The organism is Mycobacterium szulgai, assembly GCF_002116635.1.
Taxonomy (GTDB): domain Bacteria; phylum Actinomycetota; class Actinomycetes; order Mycobacteriales; family Mycobacteriaceae; genus Mycobacterium; species Mycobacterium szulgai.
The window spans coordinates 49,764-73,203 of record NZ_LQPW01000022.1 but is presented as its reverse complement, the minus strand read 5'-3'; the positions used below and the strand labels follow the sequence as shown (position 1 = coordinate 73,203).

The 23,440-nt window shown below is 65.3% G+C and carries 12 protein-coding genes; 8 read left to right on the top strand and 4 right to left on the bottom strand.

Annotated features, from left to right (window positions below):
• Positions 1–2 precede the first annotated feature (2 nt).
• On the bottom strand, positions 3–4,535 hold the full coding sequence (locus AWC27_RS06360; RefSeq protein ID WP_211281572.1) for a non-ribosomal peptide synthetase: 4,533 nt from the start codon (positions 4,533–4,535) through the stop codon (positions 3–5).
• A gap of 4 nt (positions 4,536–4,539) precedes the next feature.
• Positions 4,540–9,600: a non-ribosomal peptide synthetase gene (locus AWC27_RS06355; RefSeq protein WP_085669711.1), complete on the bottom strand. Its 5,061-nt coding sequence runs from the start codon at positions 9,598–9,600 to the stop codon at positions 4,540–4,542.
• A gap of 207 nt (positions 9,601–9,807) precedes the next feature.
• Between AWC27_RS06355 and AWC27_RS06350 the strand changes: the two genes are divergently transcribed.
• The 4 genes from AWC27_RS06350 to nbtC all read left to right on the top strand — a co-directional run bounded on the left by AWC27_RS06350 (position 9,808) and on the right by nbtC (position 15,646).
• The gene (locus tag AWC27_RS06350; protein ID WP_085669710.1) at positions 9,808–10,395 is read left to right on the top strand and encodes a GNAT family N-acetyltransferase; all 588 of its coding nucleotides are present in this window, start codon (positions 9,808–9,810) and stop codon (positions 10,393–10,395) included.
• Between the two features lie 117 nt (positions 10,396–10,512).
• Positions 10,513–11,271, top strand: coding sequence for a thioesterase II family protein (locus tag AWC27_RS06345; RefSeq protein ID WP_085669709.1), 759 nt, complete (start codon positions 10,513–10,515; stop codon positions 11,269–11,271).
• On the top strand, positions 11,268–12,599 hold the full coding sequence (locus AWC27_RS06340; RefSeq protein WP_085669729.1) for a beta-ketoacyl [acyl carrier protein] synthase domain-containing protein: 1,332 nt from the start codon (positions 11,268–11,270) through the stop codon (positions 12,597–12,599). The genes AWC27_RS06345 and AWC27_RS06340 overlap by 4 nt, the downstream gene beginning before the upstream one ends.
• Positions 12,596–15,646: a nocobactin polyketide synthase NbtC gene (gene nbtC, locus AWC27_RS06335; RefSeq protein ID WP_169726731.1), complete on the top strand. Its 3,051-nt coding sequence runs from the start codon at positions 12,596–12,598 to the stop codon at positions 15,644–15,646. Before AWC27_RS06340 ends, nbtC begins: the two co-directional genes overlap by 4 nt.
• A gap of 14 nt (positions 15,647–15,660) precedes the next feature.
• On the opposite strand, the gene mbtG is transcribed toward nbtC, so the two are convergent.
• Entirely contained in the window at positions 15,661–16,968 is a 1,308-nt protein-coding gene (gene mbtG / locus AWC27_RS06330; protein ID WP_085669708.1) for an NADPH-dependent L-lysine N(6)-monooxygenase MbtG, read from the bottom strand.
• Between the two features lie 167 nt (positions 16,969–17,135).
• On the opposite strand from mbtG, the gene AWC27_RS06325 reads away from it, so the two are divergent.
• Entirely contained in the window at positions 17,136–18,749 is a 1,614-nt protein-coding gene (locus AWC27_RS06325) for a (2,3-dihydroxybenzoyl)adenylate synthase (protein WP_211281576.1), read from the top strand.
• Positions 18,750–18,930: 181 nt separating this feature from the next.
• Positions 18,931–19,932 (top strand): alpha/beta hydrolase, encoded by a 1,002-nt coding sequence (locus tag AWC27_RS06320; protein WP_085669707.1) that lies wholly within the window; start codon positions 18,931–18,933, stop codon positions 19,930–19,932.
• Positions 19,933–19,956: 24 nt separating this feature from the next.
• Here the strand turns inward: AWC27_RS06320 and AWC27_RS06315 are convergent, their stop codons facing one another.
• A complete protein-coding gene (locus tag AWC27_RS06315) occupies positions 19,957–21,309 on the bottom strand; it encodes a salicylate synthase (protein WP_085669706.1) in 1,353 nt (450 codons plus the stop codon).
• A 409-nt stretch (positions 21,310–21,718) separates the two neighbouring features.
• On the opposite strand from AWC27_RS06315, the gene AWC27_RS06310 reads away from it, so the two are divergent.
• Positions 21,719–21,928 (top strand): hypothetical protein, encoded by a 210-nt coding sequence (locus AWC27_RS06310; protein WP_083114420.1) that lies wholly within the window; start codon positions 21,719–21,721, stop codon positions 21,926–21,928.
• A gap of 275 nt (positions 21,929–22,203) precedes the next feature.
• Positions 22,204–23,433, top strand: a complete 1,230-nt coding sequence (locus AWC27_RS06305; protein WP_085669705.1) for a sodium-dependent bicarbonate transport family permease — start codon at positions 22,204–22,206, stop codon at positions 23,431–23,433.
• Positions 23,434–23,440: the final 7 nt, after the last annotated feature.

Here is a 23,440-nt window from a genome sequence, read left to right as displayed (position 1 = left end):
CCTCAAGCCGGGTTTCTGTCCAGGCCGCCTGCCAGTGCGGCAATGCCGCGCTGCCACAGTTGCATCATCTGGTCGATATCCGAGCTTGCGAACAACGCATCGCTCCAGCGCCAGTTGCTGATCAGTTGGGTGCCCTCTGGCGTGTGGGCGACGAAGGCGCTGACGTTGAGCGCGAAACGAAGCGGTAAATCCGGCTCCGGCGCGTTCGGCAGTGCCGCCAGGTAGGCCCCACCGAGCAGTGACCACGGTTCGTCGCCGGCAGCGCCGAGATCCAGGCGACCCAAATAGCTGAACTGGATCTGCGGTTCGGCCCCCTTCTCCAAATCGGGGAGGCGGGCGATGTAGTGCAGCAGGCCGTAGTCCAGTCCCTCGTTCGGCACTTCGCCGAGATGGGCGACCACCGTGTCCAGCAGGGCCCGTGCGGCCCGCGGGTCCTGCTCGGCCTGCGCAACGTCGAGCGCATCCGCGCCCACCCCGAATCGCGCCGGGAAAGCGCTGGTGAACCAGCCGACTGTATTGGTGGTATCGGTGTCCAGGGCGGCATCGACGCGTCCGTGGCCTTCCAGCGCCAGCAGGGTGCCGGCTGCCGGATCCTGTCCGCGCAGACGGCGCCAACTCGCCATTACCATTGTTGTTGCAGCCAAGAGGAATTCACGCACCCCCTCGTCTCTGGCGAGGCTGGCCAAAACCAGCGCGGTGACGCCGGCCGGTGTGACCGTCTGGGTGACGCGCAAGGTGGACCAGGTGTCCCGGGCGGGATCCGGATACCGCAGACCTAAAGCGGGATCGGGCGCGCAGACCTGCCCGACCCAGTACTCCTGCTGAGCCCGCACCTCCGGCTCGTCGGCCCGTTGCCAGATCAGCTCACACCACCGGCGGTAAGAGGTGAACTCCGGCAACATCTTCGGCGCCGCCCCCGCCTGCACGCAGCGCCACGCCTCGGCGATATCACCGAGCATGATGTGCCACGACACGACGTCCACCGTCAGGTGGTGCGCGGTGAGCAGCAAAACATCTCCGTGTTCGGCTCCGCAGAACCAGACGGCCCGCAGCACTTCACCCCGGTAGGGGTCGATCTCGTCCATCACTTCGGGCGCCGAACGCCCGATGGCCGAGACCAGTTCGGTCTCGTCGGCAGCCGACAGCTCGACTCGGCTCAACACGTCAGCCGCACTGACGACACCGGGCTCTCGGGTCACCAGCCGCGGACCTGCGGGAGTGTCGGTCAGCACCGATCGCAGGGTGTCGTGCCCGTCGAGGAGCAATTGCAGCATCCGCTCGATAGCCGAGCCGTCGATAGCAGACGGCAGCCGGAGCAGAACGGTGTGTGTGAAGCGGCGGAAACTCCCGTGCTGGTACAGCCAGGAAACCATGGGAAGTGGTGGCACTTCACCGTATTCGGCGGTCGCGACGCCGGCATCCGACTCGACGGCCTCGTCGACCGCGGCGGCGAGTTGACGAATGGTCGCGGCGCTGAACACCATCCGCGGGCTCAGCGTCAGACCACGCCGGCGCGCCTTGTGTACCAACGAGATCGCCACGATGCTGTCCATGCCGAATGTGAAGAAGTCGTCGTCAAGGTGTGGGACCACGCCGCTGAACTGCTCCTCGAACAGCTCGCACAGCACCCGTTCGGTGTCGTTGGAAGCCACCGCCTCGCCCGCAACCGCGGACAGCGCGCCGGCGGCCAGCCGATCCAACGCGTGTCCGTCCAGTTTGCCGTTGGCGTTCACCGGCAGCGCAGCCAGCGCCAGAATCCGGGCCGGCACCATGTAGGAGGGCAGCCGTTCGGTGAGCTCGGTACGCAGATAGGCCGGGTCGGCGTTCGTATTCTCCTGCCACACAACAAAACCCACCAAGGTGGCGCCGCTCTCCCGGCGCAGCACGGACACCGCCGCATCCTGAACTCCGGGCTGACCGCGCAATGCGGCCTCGATTTCACTGACTTCCACCCGGTAGCCGCGAATCTTGACTTGGGTGTCTTCACGGCCCAGATATGCATACCCGCCATGCGCCAGTCTGCGCACCAAGTCACCGGTGCGGTACATGCGCTGACCGGGTCGCAGCGGATCGGCCACGAAGCGAGCGGCGGTCATCGCCGATTGGCCGACGTAGCCGCGGGCAAGTTGTGCACCGGACAGATAGAGTTCACCGACCACGCCGTTGGGCACCATCCGCAACGCCGAATCCAGTACATATCCGAACGTTCCGGCGTTGGCCGTGCCGATCGTCGGGGCCGGGTAGTCATGGACGGGGGCCACCACCGCCTCGACCGTCATCTCGGTCGGCCCGTAGCAGTTGTACACGGAGGTCGACGGTAATGCCCGCAACCGGTCCCACAGCGCGCTGTTGATGGCTTCGCCGCCCAGGGCCAGCACCCCTAGGTCGTGGTCCAAGAGCCCGGCGGCGCGCAGTTGGACGAACATCGAGGGCGTGGTATCGATCATGTCGATCCGGTTTGCAGCCATGCCCTTGACCAACCGATCCGCGTCACGCATCTCCTCGGCGTCGAACAGGTGCAGCGCGTGGCCATCGAGCAAGCCGATCATCGGTTGCCAGGAGGCGTCGAAGCTCAACGACCAGGCGTGGGCGATCCGCAGCGGGCGGCCCAGCCGCGCCATGGCCGGCCGGTACACGCGTTCGCGGTGGTCGGCGAAATAGCCGAGCAGTGCGGCGTTGGTGCCGACGACACCCTTGGGCTCACCGGTCGAGCCGGAGGTGAAGATGATGTACGCACTATGCTGCGGATCACGGTGTGCCCGCGGCGCCACGGCAACGTCCCGTGAATTGCCCTCGGCCACGGCGGGATCCAGCTTCGGAATTTGCGCACCTACCAAGTCTGCGCAGCCGTCCCCGACGATCGCCAGTGCCGGATTCGCCTGACGAAGAATGGATTGGATCCGCGCGGCCGGCAGGCTTACGTCGATCGGCAGGTACGTCCCGCCCGCGGCCAGCACAGCCAGGATCGCGACGATCGACTGGCCGGAGCGCGGCAATGCCAGAGCTACCACCGTTTCCGGCCCCACGCCGTGGGCGGCCAGCACGCCCGCCAATCGGCATGCCGCAGCATGTAATTCGGCGTAGGTGTATCGCTCAGAATTGCCCGCCGAGAGGGCAATGGCGTCCGGGGTGGTGCGAACCTGCCGCTCGAACAGCTCCCACACCGAGCCCTCGGGAATCGGCACGGATGGCGAACCAACGCCGGCGAATTCGGCACGTTCGGCCGCGGTCAACACATCCAGCGCATCGGGGGTTCGGTCGCCGATGGCGGGGAGCTGGCGCAGTACCCCGACCAGTCGCTCGCAGATCTGCGCGGCCGGAAGATGCGGAACCGCCGCACGAATCGCTTCCACCACCACCACCAGCGCATCGTCCTTCAGGTGCGAGACGGCGGTCAACGGGTAGTGCGTCAGGCTTTCTCCGGCAATGGGAGTGAAGCGGGCACCGTCTGGTGTGGTCACCGGATGAATCGCGTCCTCGATCGGCGCGTTCTCGAACACGAACATGCTGTCGAACAGTGCGCCGCCGCCGTGTGCACGCCCTAGCTCCGACAAACTCAGGTAGCCGATGTCACGCATTGCCGACGATTCACGCTGCAGCGCAACGCACTGTTCGACTACCGACGCGGCCGTGCTGACGTGGTGCACCACCGGCACGGTGTTGATGAACATCCCCACCATCGTCTCGATGTCCGGCAGGTTCTCCGGACGGCCTGAGACGACGGTGCCGAAGACGACGTCGCGACGATCGGTGAGCCTGCTGAGCACGACGGCCCAGGCGAACAGCACCGCGGTGTTGAGGGTGAGTCCATTGCGCCGCGCCCATTGCCGGAGCCCAGCGGTAGCGCCGGCCGGCAGCAGCGACTGCGCCTGCTCCGGCACGCCGCCGGCCGCGGCGGACGTGCCCTCGGCCACCATCAGCGGCGCGGAGACGCCCTTGAGGTATTCGGTCCACTTGGCAACGGCCGCCACCCGGTCTTGGCCCGCCAGCCAAGCGATGTAGTCGCGGTACGGACGCGCAGCGGGTAGTCCGTCAAGTGCTCCCCCGGCCCGATACACCGCGAGCATCTCGGTGAAGAAGACCCCGAGTCCCCAGCCGTCGAGCAGGATGTGATGGGCGGTGAAGATCATCCGCCATCTCGGCTCCCCGGGGACACTGAGCACCACCACGCGCATCGCCGGACCTCTGCTCAAATCGAACCGACGATGCCGCTCGGACCGTGCGATTGCGTCGAATTCCGTCGGCATCGCCACACGCTCGGACCACGGCAGCTCGGCATGCGCCGGCACAATCTGGACCGGTTTGGGCACATCGCGATCCCAGAACGCCGCCCGCAGATTCGGGTGCCGGTCGAGCATGGCTTGGGCACTTCTGCGCAGCAGCTCGACATCGAGCGGACCGTCGATATCGGCGACGAACTGCATGGTGTAGATGTCGAAGCTGCCCTCGGCCAATCGATACAGGGCAAACAGACCTTCCTGCAGCGGGGTAAGCGCAAGAACGTCCTCGATCTGTGCCGGAGCTGTCGTCACCATCGCCTCACGATTGGCTGTGCCAGGCCGCGCTGAGCGCCGCCAGCGCATCGGCGTCCAGACCCGAGGCACTCATCGGCTCGGCCTGCTGCACGGACACTGGATCACCTTCAGCCACCGGATGATCGGCGGCCGCATCCACCGCGGCGGCAAGTTCTGCGATCGTCAGGTGCTCGAAGACCATCACCGGAGTCAGCGCCAGTCCCTGTGCGCCCGCGCGGGCCGCCCATTGAACCGAGATGATGCTGTCCCCACCGAGGGCGAAGAAGTTGTCCTCCCGGTCGACGTCGGTGATGTCAAGCAGTTCCTCGAGCAACGCGATGAGCGCCCGCTCGGTTGCCGCCGAACCGGCTCCGGCGGCCAGCGGTCGCTGCCGGGGCGCCGGAATCGCCGGTGCGAGCAGCCTTTCCATCGCGGCAGCAGGCAGCAACTGCAGCGCCGAGATGCGCAGGTCCGGCGTCAGCGCATAGGCATCGAATGCGGACTCCAGCGCATCGGCGATGAGTGCGACCGTCTCGCGGCTATACAGATCGGCGTTGGCGACCAGACGCGCTTCGAGGTCGCCGTCGGGCAGCACGTCCATGCTCAGTTCCAGATCCAGTAGCGAGATCTCGAACTCCATCGGGACGGGAACCACCGTGGTTTGGCCGGTCTCGGTGAGCCGGCGCGGCCGGCGCGCCCAGTCCCGCGCACCGCGCAGGTGGATTGAGCTTTGGAACAAGGGGTGATTTCGCGATGTCGAGCGTCGCGGATTGAGCGACTCGACCAACCGATCGATGGGGAATTCCTGGTGCGCCAACGCATCCAAGACCGTGCTGCGGCAGCGCACCACCGTGGTCTGCAAGCTCGGATCTTCCGAAAGGTCATTGCGCAGCACCACGACGTTGGCAAAGGGACCATTGACATGCGCAGTGGCGGCTTCCACCCGAGCCGCGACCGGACTGCCGATCGCAATGTCGCTACCCCCGCCCAGCTTGTGCAACACCACCGCAAGTGCGGCCTGATACACCATGAACTCGCTGGCCCCCGATTGCTCGGCGAGCTGCGCAAGGGCCGCGCGCCGCTCGGCCGGCACGACGAATGAGGCTGTCTGGGGACGGCTGCCCAGAATCGGCGGCCGCGAATAGTCAGCACCTATCGAGATCTCGTCGGGCAAACCGGCCAACACGTCACGCCAATGCGCTAGTTCGGCCTGCCCCCACGGGCCATCGAAGGCATTCTGTTGCCACACAGCATGATCGATGAACTGCAGCGGCAACGCGTCCCACCCCGGCGCCTGTCCGGCCGCCCGGGCGCGATATGCGCTGAGGAGATCCTCGAAGATAACGCCCAGCGAAGTATGGTCGGTAACGATGTGGTGGATCAGCAATAGCAGCAGGTGGTTTTCCGGATCGACCATCAGCAGCGTCGGCCTGATCAACGGTTCGGAATCCAGCGCAAAGGCATAACGCCGCAGCTCGGCCACCGTCTCGTCGACCTGGCCGGCGGCGACCCGGCAGACGGCGAGATCGACCACTAGATCCGGCTGCACGCGTTGATACGGAAGCCCTTCGTGCTCAGGGAAAGTCGTCCGCAGTGCCTCGTGCCTGGCCACAACGTCGTTGAGTGCCAGGGCAAGTGCGGTGGTGTCGAGTGGACCAGTGAACCTGAGCGAAAGCGCAAGGTTGAAGAACACACTGGTGCCTCGCATCTGGTGCTGGAACCACATGGCCAGCTGCGAGTAGGACAACGGCGGCCGCTGCGAACGAACCGTCTTGACCTGATCCGGACGGGTCGACGGTAGCACCGGCGCGTCGGCGGCACCCCCGTCGTCGACGGGCTGCTCGATTTCCAGCTCGTCGAGATCCTCGTCGAGATCGATGTCGAACTCGGCCCGCACCTGCTCAACCAGCACCGCCGCCAGTCCGGCGGGAGTCGGCGCATCGAAGACGGCGCGGACGTCCAGCGCCATCCCGAATTCGGCGCGGATCTGCGCGATCAGTCGGGCGGCGAGCAGCGAATGGCCGCCCAGCCCAAAGAAGGAGTCCTCGGCTCCCACTTTCTCCCGGCCGAACAACCGGGCGAAGATCGCACACATCCGTTGCTCGGTGGCTGTCACCGGTTCCCGGTATTGACGCGCCGAGATACGGGTCGGCGCGGGCAGGGCCCGCTTGTCCAGCTTGCCGCTCACCGTCAGTGGGATTTCGGGAATCACAGCGTACGCGCCGGGCACCATGTACTCCGGCAGCACCGACGCGGCATGTCCGCGGATCTCGTCGAGTTCCAGTTCCGTGAAGGCGGTTTCGGCGCTCGTGACGGGCACGACGTATGCGGCGAGGATGGGTCCGGCCGCGGTGTCCTCCGGGACGACGAGGCAGTGCGCGACCGCTGGATGCATCGCGATCACGGACTCGATTTCCCCCGGCTCGATCCGGTAGCCGCGGATCTTGACCTGTTCGTCGGCTCGCCCGACGAATTCCAGCTCACCAGAGACGTTGCGGCGCACTAGATCTCCCGTCCGATACAGCCGCATACCCGGGCCGAATGGGTCGGCGACGAATCGCTGTGCGGTCAGCGACGGACGGCCCAGGTAGCCGCGCGCCAACTGAGCACCACCGAGGTAGAGCTCACCGATCACCTCTGCGGGAACCGGCTGCAGCTCCTCGTCCAGCACGTAGGCGTAGACGTTGCGGTTCGGCACGCCGATCGGTACCACCCGTGCGCCGTGCGAGCCGGTTACCGGCATGTGCGTGGAACAAACGACGGCCTCGGTCGGGCCGTAGTGATTACGCAACTTCGCGTCGAAGTAGCCGGAGAACTTGTCGGCGATCTCGCCGGGGAGCGCTTCGCCGCCCACCGGCACGTGTCGCAGCTGCCGCCACTCGTTGACCTGCGGCAGCATCAGCAGAGTGCTCAGCATCGAGGGGACCATGTGCAGCACGGTGACCCCGCGGCGGCCGATCAAATCGGCGACATACGGAATGTCGCTGAACGCATCTGGTTTGGGCACAATGAGCTGTGCCCCAAGGGACAACGTGACGAAAATGTCCAACAGCGAGGCATCGAAACTCACCGACGACGATTGCAGCAACCGGTCGTCGGCGGTCATGCTCCACTCGGCGACGAAGCCCTCGATGTGTTCGGCGATGGCCCGGTGCGAAACCGCCACACCCTTAGGCTGGCCGGTTGATCCCGATGTGTAGATGACATAGGCCAATTGCTCGGGATGCAATGGGGATAGCCGATCGGCGTCGGTGAGCGCAGTGTCCGAAAGCTGCGCGGCGCTCTGTTCGGCGGCATCGAGCTCGTCGTGCCCGATAACCGCCTTGGGCTGGGCGTCGGTAACGAGGTATTCGATGCGATCGCCCGGGTATGCCGGGTCGATCGGCAGGTAGGCCGCACCTGCCTTGAGTACGGCGAGCATCGCGACGATGAACTCGACCGACGTGCTGATGCGCAGGCCGATGATGTCGTCGGCACCGAATCCCTGTTCGATCAACCAGCGCGCCAAGCGGTTTGCGCGACCGTGCAATCCGGCATAGGTCAGCTCGGTCGCGTCAGAGACCAGCGCCACCGCGTCGGGAGCGCCGGTGGCGGCGGCCTCGAGCAGCGCCACCATTGTGGTGGGCGCAGCGGCGACGAGTTCCCCATGCGACTGCGCCAAAACGCTTTTCCGCTCGCCGGCGCCCAGCATGTCCAGGTTGACGAGACGATGTTCTGGGTCGGCCAGCGCGCTGTCGAGTAGCTGTAGATAATGCGTCCGCATTTGATCGGCGAGTTCGCCGCTCAGCACGTCGATCTGGTAATCGAATTCGACGAATACACCTTCGGGTTCCAGCACGATCGCAAGCGCAAGCGGAAGGTCGGCGGTTACCGCGCCCAATCGCAGCTGGCGCACGGTGATGCCGTCCAGCGCGAATCCGTTGGTGCTCTTGCGCATACTGAAGCCCAGTCGGACGAGCTGGTCCATGCCGTCGTGACCCATTCGCTCCGGGTTTATCTCGCGTATCACCCGATCGATGCCGACCGACTGATGAGCGAAGCCCTCGAGACAGGTTTCGCGCACCGCTGCGACGAACGAGGTGAACGTGTCGTGGGGTCGGGTGGTGATCCGCAGCAACAGCGTGTTGCCGAAATAGCCGATCGCAGCGGCGGAGGTGGCGCTGCGCTCGGTCACCGGCACGGAGACGAGGAAATCGGTAGCGCCGGTGTAGCGGCGCACCAGCACCCCGAAGGCCGCCAGTAGCACCATCAGCGGCGAGGCCGAACTAAGGCGGGCGAAATCCTCGACGCGGCGATAAAGCTCGGCGGGCAGCGAATGCGTGCGACGTTCGGAGCGCCTGGACGGATGCGCGGCCCGCGCACCCGGGAGCTCCAGCGGTTCGGGTGGCGGACGCAACCGGTCAGCCCAGTAGCCGACGTCGGAAATGCTGGGCTCCACCGCGCTTTCCATCACCTCGACCGCGACAAACTGCGGAGCCGCCGCACTCAGATCCTGCCCGTTGTACGCGGCGCTGAGCTCACCGAAGAACACCTCCCAGCATTCTTCGTCCCACGCGATGTGATGCACCACCAGAAGCAGCACGAATTCGGCTGCGCCGGTGCGGATCAGCGTAACGCGCAACGGGATTTCGCTGGTGAGCTTGACCGGTTTGCCGAACTCCTCTCGGGCCAACGACTCGATTCGGCGATTCCGCTCGAGTTCCGGGGATTCGGTTAAATCCGTCGTCTTCCAATTGATCTCGGCGTCATCGCTATAGATCTGATAGGGCTCACCCGCGCTGTCCACTCCATAGGTGGTACGCAAGACGGCGTGCCGCTCGACGAAAGCACCGAAGGCGGCCCGTAGCCGTGCCTGGTCCACGTCGCCGGTCAGCCGATAGGCAACACAGATATTCAGCGCGGCGTCCGCAGGATCCATCGTCTGCAGAAACCACATTCGGCGTTGGCCCGCCGACAGCGGGTAACGCTCACCGGCGCGCACCCTTGGCATCGCCACCGTTTGCTTTGCCGCTAAGCCGCTTTCGGCGACGCGCCGGCGCAGCAGCTCGCGACGGCGTTCCTGTACGGTCCTGGCGTCGTCAACCATCGCTAGTTTTCACTCCTAGAAATTGAAGCCCGCAGGCCTCTGCAGCCAAGGAAATCTTCTTGACTCGTGCCCATGGTCGCCCAGCGCCTGCCCCTTCTTCCCGCTACCCAAGCACAGCTCAGCAGATTATGTTAGCCTTCGCTAAGTTAAGCGGCTCCTGCGGCCGTCCGAGCACGAGTTTCAGGTGGCAGTACCGGAGGTTGCGCGGTGTACACGCCGGATCTGCGGCACCGCTGTGCCGGCCTGGAACACGAGGAGTTCTCCGGCGAATTCTCGTTGCGTCGCCTGTGCCTGGACCGCGATGTGGACCTACTGCACGCATGGATGAACGATCCCGAGGTAGCTCGCTTCTGGAAGAAGGCGTGGCCACCCCGCGAGATCGCGGCCTATCTGCAGAAGCAGGAAGAAAGTGCGCATTCCACTGCCTACGTAGGCGAACTGAACGGGATTCCGATGAGCTATTGGGAGCTCTATCGAGCCGATCTTGACCAGTTGGCGCACTACTACGCCGCCCGGGACCACGACGCCGGCGTGCACCTGTTGCTGGGTCCGGCCGAATGCCGCGGTCGCGGCCTGGCCGTAAAGCTGCTGAACGCGGTATCCACCTGGCAGCTCGATGCGGACCCGCGCGCCGACCGGGTGATCGCCGAGCCGGACGTCGATAACCAGCGGTCGATTCGGGCGTTCGAGCGCGCCGGCTTCCGTCGCACTCGCGACGTCGAGCTGCCGAACAAACGTGCCGCGCTCATGGTTCGTGACCGGGAGCCTCACGAAGGCAGCCCGTCACAGTGCTGAATCCGGAGGTCAGCGGGCTGACATCCAGCCCGTGACGCCGGATAGTTTATGTTAGCCTTCGCTAAGTTGCTTGGCGGGACCGAGATTGTTCGACGGGCATACGAAAGGTATCTGTGCATGCGGCGCCCATTGGGGTGGATCAGGGAGTTCCACAAACCCGATTCGCCCGACAACCCGCTTTTGCTGGTCTTTCCGCATGCCGGGGCCGGCGCGTCGGCCTATCGCAACCTGTCCAAAGCCTTGAGTAAGAAGTTCACCGTCCTCGTTTTCCAGTTCCCGGGCCGCCAGGACCGCGCCGCCGAAACGCCGCTCACCGCGCTGCCCGCGATCGCGGCAGGAGCACTCGCGGAGTTCACAAACTCGCCCCACAATCGCGGGCTGCCGCTATTCGCGTTCGGTCACAGCATGGGTGGCTGGGTGGCCTTCGAATTCGTCAGGCTCGCCGAGGCCCGGGGAATCAAAGTGGGGCGGCTGAATGTCTCGGCGTCGGTCGCCCCGAGCAATTCGTCGGCAAAACCACCGCATCCAAAGGACGACGACGAAATCCTCGACTATCTGGCAGCGCTGGAAGGCACCACCGCGGATGTGTTCAGCAACCGCGAACTGATGAAGCTGGCACTTCCCGTGATCAAGGCTGACTATCAGGCCTGTGACACCTACTTGTGCGACGAGGACGTCAAGATAGCGGCCCCCATTCTGGCGATCGGAGGCGACGAAGACCCGATCGTCAGCCTGGCCGACCTCTACGGGTGGGGCAAGCACACCAGCGCCCTTGAGGTCACCATGTTCGACGGCGGCCATTTCTACTTGAACGATCACCTCGACGCCGTTGCGGAATTGGTCGCGTCCTACGCGTGCTGCGGGCAGACAGCGTGAGCAAATACGGTGCTGCGCTAGCGCCATTCAGCGATCCGATCGTCATATCCGGGATGGCCGTCGAGGCCCCGGGAGGAATCGGCACGCCAGCGCAATTGTGGTCGGCGCTCGCCGAATCTCGGGAGTTGCTCTCTCCGTTTCCCCGGGATCGCAGCTGGCCGGTCGACGATCTGCTGTCGGTTTCGGAGTTGGACGGCTGGGGACAGGTTCCCGATGCCGGCGGATTCATGGACAGCGCAACGGTATTCGACCCATACTTCTTCGGCATCACCCCTCGCGAGGCCCTCGTGATGCACCCCCAGCAACGCGTTGCGATGCGGGTGGCGTGGAAGGCGCTGGAAAATGCCGGGGTCAACCCGGGCGCAGTCGAGGGCCAAGAGGCCGGCTGTTTCATCGGAATGTCCATGTCGGAGTACGGAACCCGCGCCGCGGTGGCCGATGCCTACACCGGCCACCGAACCGTCGGCATGGGTCAACTTGGCGGTGCCGGCCGCATCTCGCACTTCCTGGGACTGACCGGCCCATCCATATCGGTTGATACCGCGTGCGCGTCGTCGTTGACTGCACTTCATTTGGCCGCCACCGCGATTGCGCTGGACGAGTGCGAATGGGCCATCGCCGGCGGCGTGTGTGTTCTCGGAGCACCGTCGGCCTTCTATGAGTTCGCCCGGCTCAATGCCCTTTCCGACGACGGGCACTGCCGCGCCTACTCTGACGACGCGACCGGCACGGTCTGGGGCGAAGGTGCCGGAGCGGTGCTTGTCGAGCGTGAATCACGAGCCCGGCAACTCGGACACCGAATCCTGGGCCGAATCCTGGCCATTCGCACCAACCACAACGGCAAAGGCAAACCGATTCTCGTACCCCGGATCCGCGCACAGGAACAGCTGGTCCGCAAGACACTCGAGGTGGCCGAAATCGATCCAGCGGACGTGGGCATGATCGAAGGACACGGCACCGCAACCCTTGCCGGCGACCCAATGGAATTGGTGGCTCTGTTCAAGACGTACGGCGCCGGCGGATCCGAAGCGCTACTGGGATCGATCAAGTCCAACGCCGGTCATGCCCAAGCCGCATCCGGAATGCTCGGCCTGATCAAGCTACTGCTCGCCGGTCAGCACGGCCACATCCCGCCAACTCTTTTCTCGGACAACCCAACCAAGAAACTCGACTGGGATCTGACCGGCCTGCGACTGGCTACCAAGCTGCACCCCTGGGAACCGAAAAACGGGATCCGCTACGGCGCCGCGTCGTCGTTCGGCGCGGGGGGTGCCAATGCGCACGCGATCATCGCCATGCCCGCCGGTTCCGAGGAGCGAGTCGCGTGAAGGTTACCTACCGGCTACCCGACGGCACCATCCCGGTGCTGCTGTCGTCGGATACCGCCGAGCTGGTGCGCAACGAGGCCGCGGCTGTACTTTCCTACGCCGCAAGCCATCCCGAGGTCACCGCGCAGGCGATCGCGGGGATGTTGTTCCGCACGCGGGTCGCCCGCCGGTACCGCGCCCTGGCCATGGTGACCGACCGCGAGGACTTGATCAGCGCTCTGCAGGCCGTTGCCGATGAACAAGACCATCCCTCGGTGGTGCGCACCGGCAGCGCAGCCACCACCCGTCGGCACGCTTACGTGTTTCCCGGCCAGGGCAGCCAGCGGCCCGGGATGGGCCGGCTCTGCTACGAGTCGGTTCCTGCCTTTCGGACCGAGGTGGATCGCTGCGCCGAGGAGTTCCAGACACAGCTCGGCGATTCGCCACTGAATTACCTTCTCGACGAACAACTTGCGGCGCAGGACCATGCCAGTATCGTTCAGCCGGCATTGTTCACGCAGATGGCCGGGCTGGCCGCGACGTGGCGGTCCTTCGGTGTTCGGCCACACCTCACCATCGGGCACAGCCAAGGTGAAATCGCAGCGGCCTACGTAGCCGGCAAGGTCACCTTGTCGGATGCGGTGCGCGTCGTCGGAATTCGGGCTCGTGCGGCTGACGAATTCGACACGGGTGACTACGCAATGGCCGTCGTCGCCGCCGACCGCGACACCTGCGAGGACCTGCTCGCGCGATGCGCGGGTTGGGCCGAGCTCTCGGTGGTCAATTCCCCAGGCATGACCGGGATCTCAGGTGACCGGGATACGGTGCAGGGCATCGTGGACATCTTCACCGAGCGCGGCACCTTCGCGCGCGTCATTCGCGTCCGGTATCCCGCGCATACCAGTGTGATCCAACGACTCGGCGAGAAGGTGCGCACCGCGGCCGCACACGCGCTGGAGAACCCGAAGTTCCTTGACTCCGATATCGACTGCCTCGGCGCGACCCTGGGCGGTCCCCTGACAGGTGACCTACCAGTCGACCAGTACTGGTTTTGGAACCTGCGCAACACCGTTCGGTTCGATAAGGCGGTCGCGGCCGCCATACCACTGGGCGTCGACACCTTTGTCGAACTGGCCGAACATCCGACGCTGCAGCTGGCGATTGAAGAGAATCTTGCCGGCTTGGCGGAGTTACCCGAGACCTTGGTGATCGGCACATCCAGCCGGACGGCCGGCGATCTGGGTGAGTTCAGTAACAACCTCGCGCAGCTTGCGGTGCACGACCTGGAATACCCGTGGGACTGCCTGGGAACCGAGTCCGACGGCCCGGCACCCCTGCCCTTGCCGGACTTCCCCAATACGGTGCTGAATGAGATCAAGTTCTGGGCGCCGTACGAGCAAGGTGGGCAGCCGCGTGGCCGTACCGAGTTCAGCGAGCCCGCCCCGTCACCTCCCGACTCCACCGGGGTCGTGACGAGGCCCCGGCTTCTCACCGAGGAATGGGTAAGGCTGCAGCAACGCTCGCTGGTAGCGCCGCGGGCGCTGGGAATCATCGATCACACCACGGCATGCGTGGATCTGGCCGATGCCCTTTGCGCAGCGGCCAGCCACCTCGGTGCCACGGCCAGGCTCGTCGACACCCGAAATAGCAGCCCCACAAACGATCTGGACACCTACGTCATACTTCTTCCGCAATCACCGCAACTGGACACCGCCGCGGCGGCGAACGAGGTCGCGACGTTCTTCGCCGACCGAGCCTGGTGGCCGGGAATGAGGGACGCGGTGACCGAGTGCTGGCTGGTGACGGTGGGCGGTGAGGCGGTACTTGCCGACGACGACGCGCCGGATCCGGTGCACGCCGCAGCCAGCGCGGGCTTTCGCAGCATCGGCGCTCAATATCCGGGCGTGCGATTCCGGCACCTCGATCTGCCACCCGCTCCACCGCCCGAGCTCGCGGCCAAAGTACTTGCGGCCCTGCACACTCGCGATGAATCCGAGCTGGCACTGCGTGGCGGCGGCCTCTACGCAAAGCGGGTCTCCGAGAGCCAAGCCACGCCAGCCCCCGCTGCTGCGCATCCCGAACATGTGCTCATCATCGGGGGGAGTGGCAGACTCGGGCTCGAATTCTGCGAGCACTTCGCAAGGCGCGGCACCCGGCGCATCACCCTGGTGAACCGATCGGGAGAAAGCCCGGCCGTCGCGGATCGACTGCAGCGGCTCCGCTCGGACACCGCGACCCAGATCCGGCTGGCCCAATGCGATCTGGGCGACCAGGCCGCGGTAGCGCAACTGGCGCGGCAACATCAAGACGCGCCAGCAGATCTGATAGTCCATGCCGCCGTGGCGTATTCGGGTGTCGAACTGGACGACATCACCACCACACACGTCGACCAGGCCCTGCAAGCCAAAGTTGTCGGCATCGCACGCGTGCTGGAAACCTTCCCCCGCACCGACGACGCCCGGGTGATTCTCTGCTCGTCGATTTCGGCGACCGTCGGCGGTCGCGGCCTGGCCCTCTACGCCGCGGCCAATCGGATGCTTGACGCCATGGCCCACCGACTGCAATCCGAAGGTGTGGACTGCGTTTCTGTGCAGTGGGGACACTGGAAAGTCCATCTCGACGACTCCGGCCTCGCGATGCTAAGCGGTCTCGGCGTCGTTCCCATGCTGCCCGCCGATGCACTGGCCGTCGACGTGACCTGCCTTGGCAAGAACGTGATCGTCGCATCGTTCGACTTGGACCGGGCCCGCGCCGTGCTCGAAACCTGTGGCCGACAAGCACTATTGGCGCAGCTGAATTCGGCAGCCGTGCCCGCGGCCGCTGATTCGGCCCCCACCGGAGCGGCGAGCGTGCCGCACCGACTGGTGAAGCTACTGGCCCAGGCCATCGGTGTCGAGGGCATCCAGGCGATCGACACCACGGTGCCCATGGTCGCCATCGGCCTGGATTCCCTGCAGGCCTTGGAGTTTCGCCGTCAGGTCAAAATGGAGTTCGACCACGATCTAGAGGTGGCCGATCTGCTGGGCGGCGCTTCGGTGGCAGACGTGCTGGCCAAGCTGGACGCCTAGGCCGGCAACCGGACTTACACGGCTTGGTACTCGCCGGTCCTGCCCACCGGTGTCTCGGCACTGCTTATCTCGATGCCCATCTCGGCGCCCAGCACCCGGTCGGACAGCAGGCCCAGGCAGCTCAGGTTCGGGAAACCCGGCCCCTCGTTGACGCCGGAAAGGTTGGGCAGCACCAGTTTCGGGGTGACGCCCATTATGGCCAAGTCGTGACCGATGGACTCCTCCAGCCGCTCGCCGGTCAACGGGCCCCCCAAACCCAACTCCAGCAGGTCCACCGCTGCGGGGTGCAATAGCGGCACGAACCACAGCGGATCAGCCCCGGATCCGTCGATGACAAGGTCGAAGCAATGCAGGGTTTCGAGCGGCTCACCACAGTTGTCCGTGGATAACGTGAGCCAGATGCGACTGTCTCGGCCCGACACCCGAGCGACGCGTCCGCGCAGATGCTTGATCCGCTCGTCGGCAAGCAGCGACTCCTGGACCCGTGCCGAGAACACCCCGCGGTCGGTGCGGGCAATACAGTTGCGCCGTTCGGCTTGGGTGAGGCTGCGCCAGCCGGTGGGATCGGAAAACAGCGAATTTTCGAAAAAGCCCTCACCGCGGGTGAAGAGGGTCGCTTGCGGGGCGATCGCTGTGATGGCTGAAACACGGTGGTGGAAAAGCTCATTGAGAATCGATGCGGCGGTCTCGCCACCGCCGATGACCGCAACATTCTCGGCGACGATCCGATCGTGCCGGCCGGCGCGCTGCCAGAACTGTGCGATCGACAGGACCCGCGGATCTCCGCAAAGCATGGACCGCTCGGGCTGCCCCGGGCCGGTGATCATCAACGTGTCCGCGGCCAGGCTCGACTCTGCCGTGTGCAGAGCCCAGCGCGACTCTCGCGACTCGTCGAGGCCGATCTGAAGTACTTCCCCGCGAACGACTTTCAGCCCGGCGACCTCGGCAACCCACTGCAAATACCGGGCCCACGTCTCGTGCGTGGGGGCCGGTCTGCCGCGGTCGACCCAGCCCACGAATTGGTCCGTGGCAACCAGATACGACTGCCAGCTGAAGCGAATCATCTGCTCGTCGAGTTCGGCGTCGCGGCCCGGCACCAGGGCAGACCGGTACGGGAAGCCGACGTCTTTTTCCGGACTGGTGCCCAACCGCTGCCGACCGTCCGTCCAGCCGCCACTGGGCAGCCAGTTGGCCGCAACCTCGGTTCGTTCGATGGCGACAACCTCGGCGGTGTCGACGCCCATGTCGCGCAGTACCGCGGACTTGGCGGCCACCGCCACGGCTTTCGCTCCGGCCCCGACGATTGCGAGCGTGCGGCTCATCGTCCCAAGACCCCCAACTCCGCTGCTTAGCTCAGGCTGTCCTAACTTCGTGTACGCTACCCTATGTTGGCGGGGCAGCACACTCTCGCCCCCAAGGGAGCTACCGAGTGCCTCTTACCCCTGCTCAGCCGCCCGAATCCGGCCGCGGATGCAGCCTTGAATCCGGTGTGGCGCCCGCGCCGCTGGACGGGTTCATCGGCTTCACCCCCCAACGCGAGGCCACCTACCGGGCCGACGGCTACTGGACCGGCCGCACCGTCGAGTCGCTCTTGCGCCAGGCGGCGGCGAGGTGGCCACAGCGTGTCGGTGTTGCAGATGTCACAGCCACGCACACCTACGCCGAGCTGGACGAGCTCTGCGACCGGGCCGCCGCGTGGTTCGCCACCCTCGGCATCGCGCCCGGCGACCGGGTGCTGCTACAACTGCCGAATTCGAACCGGTTCGCTGTGGCGCTGTTCGGCCTGCTGCGCGCCGGAGCCATCCCGGTGATGTGCCTGCCCGGACACCGGTTCGCCGAACTGAGCCATTTCGCGCAAGTCAGTGGCGCGGTTGGGTTGATCATCGCCGAGAACGCGGGCGGTTTCGACTACCGGCCGATGGCCGAGCGGCTGGTCGCCGCGCAACCGCGGTTGCGTCATGTGATCGTCGACGGGGATCCGGGCCCGTTTGTGTCGTGGTCAGACCTGCCCGCCGGCGACCCGCCCACGATTGACTGCGACACCGCGTCGCCCGCGCTGCTGCTGGTCTCCGGGGGCACCACGGGCACACCGAAGCTGATCCCGCGCACCCACGACGACTATGTCTACAACGCCACGGCGAGTGCCCAGCTGTGCCGGCTGACACGCGATGACGTGTATCTGGTGTCGCTACCGGCCGCGCATAACTTCCCGCTGGCCTGCCCCGGCATCCTGGGCGCGATGTCGGTAGGCGCGACAGTCGTTTTCAGCGCCGACCCAAGCCCCGAGGCGGCTTTTGCCACCATCGAACGGTACGGCGTCACCGTCACCGCGGTAGTGCCTGCGTTGGCCAAACTTTGGGCGCAGGCTTGCGACTGGGAGCCGGTGACGCCGAAGTCACTGCGGCTGTTGCAGGTTGGCGGGTCGAAACTGGAACCCGAGGACGCTCGCCAGGTGCGCAGCGCGCTGACCCCCGGCCTGCAGCAGGTATTCGGAATGGCCGAGGGACTGCTCAACTTCACCCGTATCGGCGATCCGCCCGAACTGGTCGACCACACCCAGGGCCGGCCGCTATCCCCCGCCGACGAAGTGCGCATCGTCGACGCGGCAGGCGCACCGGTGGCGGCGGGCGACGAAGGCGAACTCCTGGTGCGCGGGCCCTACACGATCAACGGTTACTTTCGCGCCGAGCGCGATAACGAGCGCAGCTTTGATCCCTACGGTTTTTATTGCAGCGGCGACCTGGTGCGGTTGCGGCCCGACGGGTATCTGGTGGTGACCGGGCGGGTGAAAGACGTCATCTGCAGGTGCGGGGAAACCATTGCCGCGCAGGAAATCGAAGAGCAGTTGCTCAGCCATCCGTCGATCTGGTCGGCAGCAGCCGTTCCGCTGCCCGACCCTTATCTCGGCGAAAAAATCTGTGCCGCAGTTGTTTTCACCGGCGCTCAGCTGAGCCTACCGGAATTGAATAGCTACCTCGACCAGCGCGGGGTAGCCGCCCACGCCCGGCCGGACGTGCTGGTCGCGATGTCGACGCTGCCGACGACGCCGATCGGAAAGGTGGACAAGCGGGCGATCGCGGCCCAACTCGGGGCGGCGCTATAGTTCCCAAATTGGGATTGAGCCGCGCTCCGTCCCAAAAGGCGACTCTAGAATGCGATATCAGACTCATATCAGATGCGATATCGCACTTGAGGATCGCTCAATGATCTGCTGAGCGATGCGCATGCCGTCTGTGCAAATGTGCCATTGACGAACGTCACCATTTGGTATTCACTGCACCTTCATGAACGACGGCGTTCCGGTGCGCGGGTCACTGCGAGCCCGCAGCGCAATCGCAGTGAGCTCGATGATGCTACGGCCGATCACCGGAGCGATTCCGCCGGACCGGGCCTGGGGCGTCTGGGCATCGCGCCAGCTCATCGCCCGGCTGATGGGCACGTTCGGACGGTCGCTGGCGGGCACCCGCGTCGAGCAAGTCAACTCGGTTCTCCCGGACGGGCGCCGCGTCATCGGCGAATGGGTCTACGGGCCGCGCATACCGACCGGCGTCAGCCGCAACACCAGCGCAGCGATCTACTACGTGCACGGCAGCGGTTTCACCATGTGTTCGCCCCGAACGCATCGCCGGCTGACGTCCTGGCTGTCGTCCCTGACCGGACTGCCGGTGTTCTGCGTCGACTACCGACTGGCGCCGCGCTACCGATTCCCCACCGCGGCCGACGACGTGCGCGCGGCCTGGGACTGGCTGCCACACGCGAGCGGTTTGCCGCCGGAACGCATTGTGATCGCCGGAGATTCGGCGGGCGGCCACTTAGCGGTGGACATGCTGCTGCAACCGGAGGTCGCCGACAAGCCGCCGGCGGGGCTGGTGCTGTTCTCCCCCCTGATCGATCTGACCTTCGAACTGTGTGCCGCACGTGAACTGCAGCGCCCCGATCCAGCCGTTCGAGCCGCAGCCGCGGCCCGAGTGGTCGCTTTGTACCACGTCGGCGTCGATCCCACCCACCATCGCCTGAAGCTCGATGTCGCCGGCGGGCCACCGCTTCCCCGGGCCTTGATCCAGGCCGGCGGCGCCGAAATGCTCGAGGCAGACGCTCGCCAACTCGCCACTGACATCCGCGCCGCCGGCGGTGACTGCGAATTGCAGGTGTGGCCGGACCAGGTGCATGTCTTCCAGGCGCTGCCCCGCATATCGCCCGAAGCGCCCAAAGCGATGGCACACGTCTCGCAGTTCATCGCGGGTTCGTTGTCCGTGGCTGGTGCAACTGCCGGCAGGGCGAGCTGAACAACCCCAAGCCGTTGTCTAAAGCTATTGCCGTTCAACCAGATACGGGGCCAGCGTGGAGAGCTTCTCGCAGGTCTCCTCGAACTCGCGCTCGGGTTCGGAGGCTTCGATGATGCCGGCGCCGGCCCGCAGCCAGGTCCGCCCCTCCCGGGCATATGCCGCCCGTAGCGTCAGCGCCGCGTCAAGTCCGCCGTCTGCGGAAAACATCACGACCGCACCCGAATACAGGCCTCGCGGACTGTCATCTAGCCGCAGGATGGCTTCCACCCCGGCCGCTTTCGGGATTCCGGAGGCGGTGACCGCCGGAAAGAGTGCCTCCAGAGCCTGCATGCGGTCACGCGACGCGTCCAGGCGCGCACTGATCGTCGAGCCGAGATGCTGCACACTGCCGCGCTCGCGCACCCTCATGAAATCGACGATCGCCGCCGTTCCCGGTTCGGCGACCTCGGTGATCTCCTTGAGCGACGAGCGAACCGAAATCGCGTGCTCGACAATCTCTTTCGGATCCGATTCCAGCTCTTGGCGCGCCCGCCGGTCGGTGGCGGGCCCACGGCCCAGCGCCCGGGTACCGGCCAGCGGCTCGGTCAGCACCGTCCCATCAGGGCGCACCGCCGCGACGATCTCCGGGCTGTAGCCCAGGGCGCGAATTCCGCCGATTTGCAACAAGAATGACCGCACCGGAGTGTTGTGGCGACGACCCAGCCGATAGGTCGATGGGAAGTCGAGCTCGAAAGGCACGTCGACACAACGAGACAGGATCACCTTGTGATAGCTGCCGCCGGCGATCTCCCCGACGGCCTTCGACACCCGCTCCAGGTAGCCCGACGGATCGTCGGTCAAGTTGAGCGCGCGCGGGACCGGCACGCTTCGCAGCCCGGCATCGAGCAACCGCTGCACCGCTTCGCGATGACGAGCCTGCGCCCCATAAAGCCGGATGTCCTTGCGGGTGACGACTATTCGGGTACGCGGCCAAAACACCCGGGCCAGGGGCGTGTGCGGAGCCAGCCGCTGCTGCAGCCCGTAGCGGTAGACGCCGAATTCGAATGAAAGCCAGCCAAAGGCATGGTCGGTTTCCAGCAACAGCCGGTCGATGGCTTCGCCCAGGACCGGCCCCGGCGGCCCCGACCACTGCTGACGCTGAACGGCGCCGTCACGGATGACACGCAGTTCGTCGTTGTCCAGCTCCACCATCGCGTACGCGCCTTCGGCGAGGACCCATTGGCCGTCGTACTCGTAGAGCAGATATTCCTCGCCGAGCGGCTCGGGCAGCGCAGCGACCAACTCGGCGGCCAGATCAGCCGGATCGATGTCGGCGGGCAGGGGAATCGACTGCGATGCAGTGCTGGCAGGACTCGTCTCCACCCCGACATCGGTCACAGCTAGTAAATGTAGCCTAACCTACTTCAGCACGCGCCACCCACGTCAAAAATGGGTCAGGAGCCGACGTACCGTTCAGGTGAACCTCAGGCCAGATGAATAAGTTCCACCGATCCAGCACACCTGCACTGAGGTGTGTTTCCCCAGGCAGGCCCGGATTTTGTAAGGATGCTCGGCAGCGGCGTCTCGCATGTGAGACGCCAAACGTTTCCCAACCGTTTACCGCCACGTCGCGCAGCGGCCTGTTGTCATCTCAGCAGCGCTCCTAGCATCACCGGGACCGGACGTAGCCGCCTGACGCGCGGTTTGCCCGGTAGGTCGCTAAGCTCCGTCCGCACGCGGAACGGAGTGGCCCCCGGGTACGCCGCATCAGGGCGGTACAGGGACCGCAACAAGGAAGGACAGCACAATGTTCGTAATCCGGCTTGTTGATGGGGAAGAAATCAAAGGCGATTGCGACGATCTCACGATCAATCAAGAAACCGGCGTACTCACCGTGTGCACGGTCGACGGCTTCGAAGAAACCACGACGCACTACTCGCCCTCCGCGTGGCGCTCGGTGACCCACCGCAAGCGTGACATCGGTGTGCGGCCGTCGCTGGTCAGCTCCGCGAAGTGACGTCGCGCTCAAACTGACAGCACATTCACAGAAAACGCCTATTGGGCGCCTATTGACGGCGCATTATCGAGCACAGTGGTGATCACCGGCCATTTCACCGCTCGCTCGGTTTCCGCTGCGCGCTTTTTATCCCAAAGACCTGGCTTTTCGGCGCTGCGTCCGAGTGGCGGTTTGGCATCAGCACCGTTAAATTCTCAGGGTCGTCTTGGATGATTCGCGGTCGCCCCGCTGACGGTCGCTTCCTTGATAGCTGCATGTTGCTCGGGAGGGGCCAAATGCTGCACGAGTTCTGGGAGAACTTCACCCACAATCTGTTCAAACCCCTGCTGTTGTTCTTCTACTTCGGGTTTCTCATACCGATTCTCAAGGTGCGGTTCGAGTTCCCCTATGTGATCTATCAGGGCCTCACCATGTACCTGCTGCTGGCCATCGGCTGGCACGGGGGCGAAGAGCTGGCCAAGATCAAGCCGTCGAGCATCGGCACCATCGTCGGGTTCATGGTTTTGGGCTTCGTGCTCAACTTCCTGATCGGAGGCCTGGCGTACCTCCTGCTGAGCCGGCTCAGTGGAATGCGGCGAGTCGATAAGGCAACCGTGGCCGGCTATTACGGGTCGGACTCCGCGGGCACCTTCGCCACCTGCGTGGCCTTCCTGACGAGCGTCGGAATCGCCTTCAACGCCTACATGCCGGTAATGCTGGCCATCATGGAGATCCCCGGCTGTCTGGTGGCGCTGTACCTGGTGGCCCGGCTTCGCCACCGTGGCATGGACGAGTCCGGGTTCATGCCCGACGAGCCGGGCTACACCGCGCCCGCGAAGCTCGGGCCGGGCACTGCCGCCCGGCCCGCTCAGGGCCAGAGCCTGGAGGTCCAGCACGAACGCGGGATCGAGCAGGAGTTGGAGATCTCGCTGGAAAAACGCGAGCATCCCGAGTGGGACCCCGAGACGGTCGAGAAAGCCAAGAAGGAATCACTGTTCTCCCGCGAGCTCTTTCAGGAGGTCTTCCTCAACCCCGGCCTGGTCCTGCTACTCGGCGGCATCATCATCGGCCTCGTCAGCGGGCTGCAGGGCGAGAAGGTCGTCCACGACGACGACACCTTCTTCGTCACGGCCTTCCAGGGCGTGCTCGCCCTGTTCCTGCTCGAGATGGGAATGACCGCGTCGCGCAAGCTGCGCGATTTGAGGTCAGCCGGGGGCGGGTTCATCTTCTTTGGCCTGTTGGCGCCGAATCTGTTTGCGACGCTGGGGATCTTCGTCGCCCACAGCTACGCCTACCTCACCGATAGCGACTTCAAGCCGGGTACCTATGTGCTGTTCGCGGTGCTTTGTGGCGCGGCGTCCTACATCGCCGTGCCGGCTGTCCAGCGACTAGCCATCCCGGAGGCCAGCCCCACGCTGCCGCTGGCTGCATCACTGGGTTTGACGTTCTCCTACAACGTCACGATCGGCATCCCGCTCTACATCGAGATCGCCCGCATCGTCGGCGATTTGTTCCATACCACCTGAAAAGAGC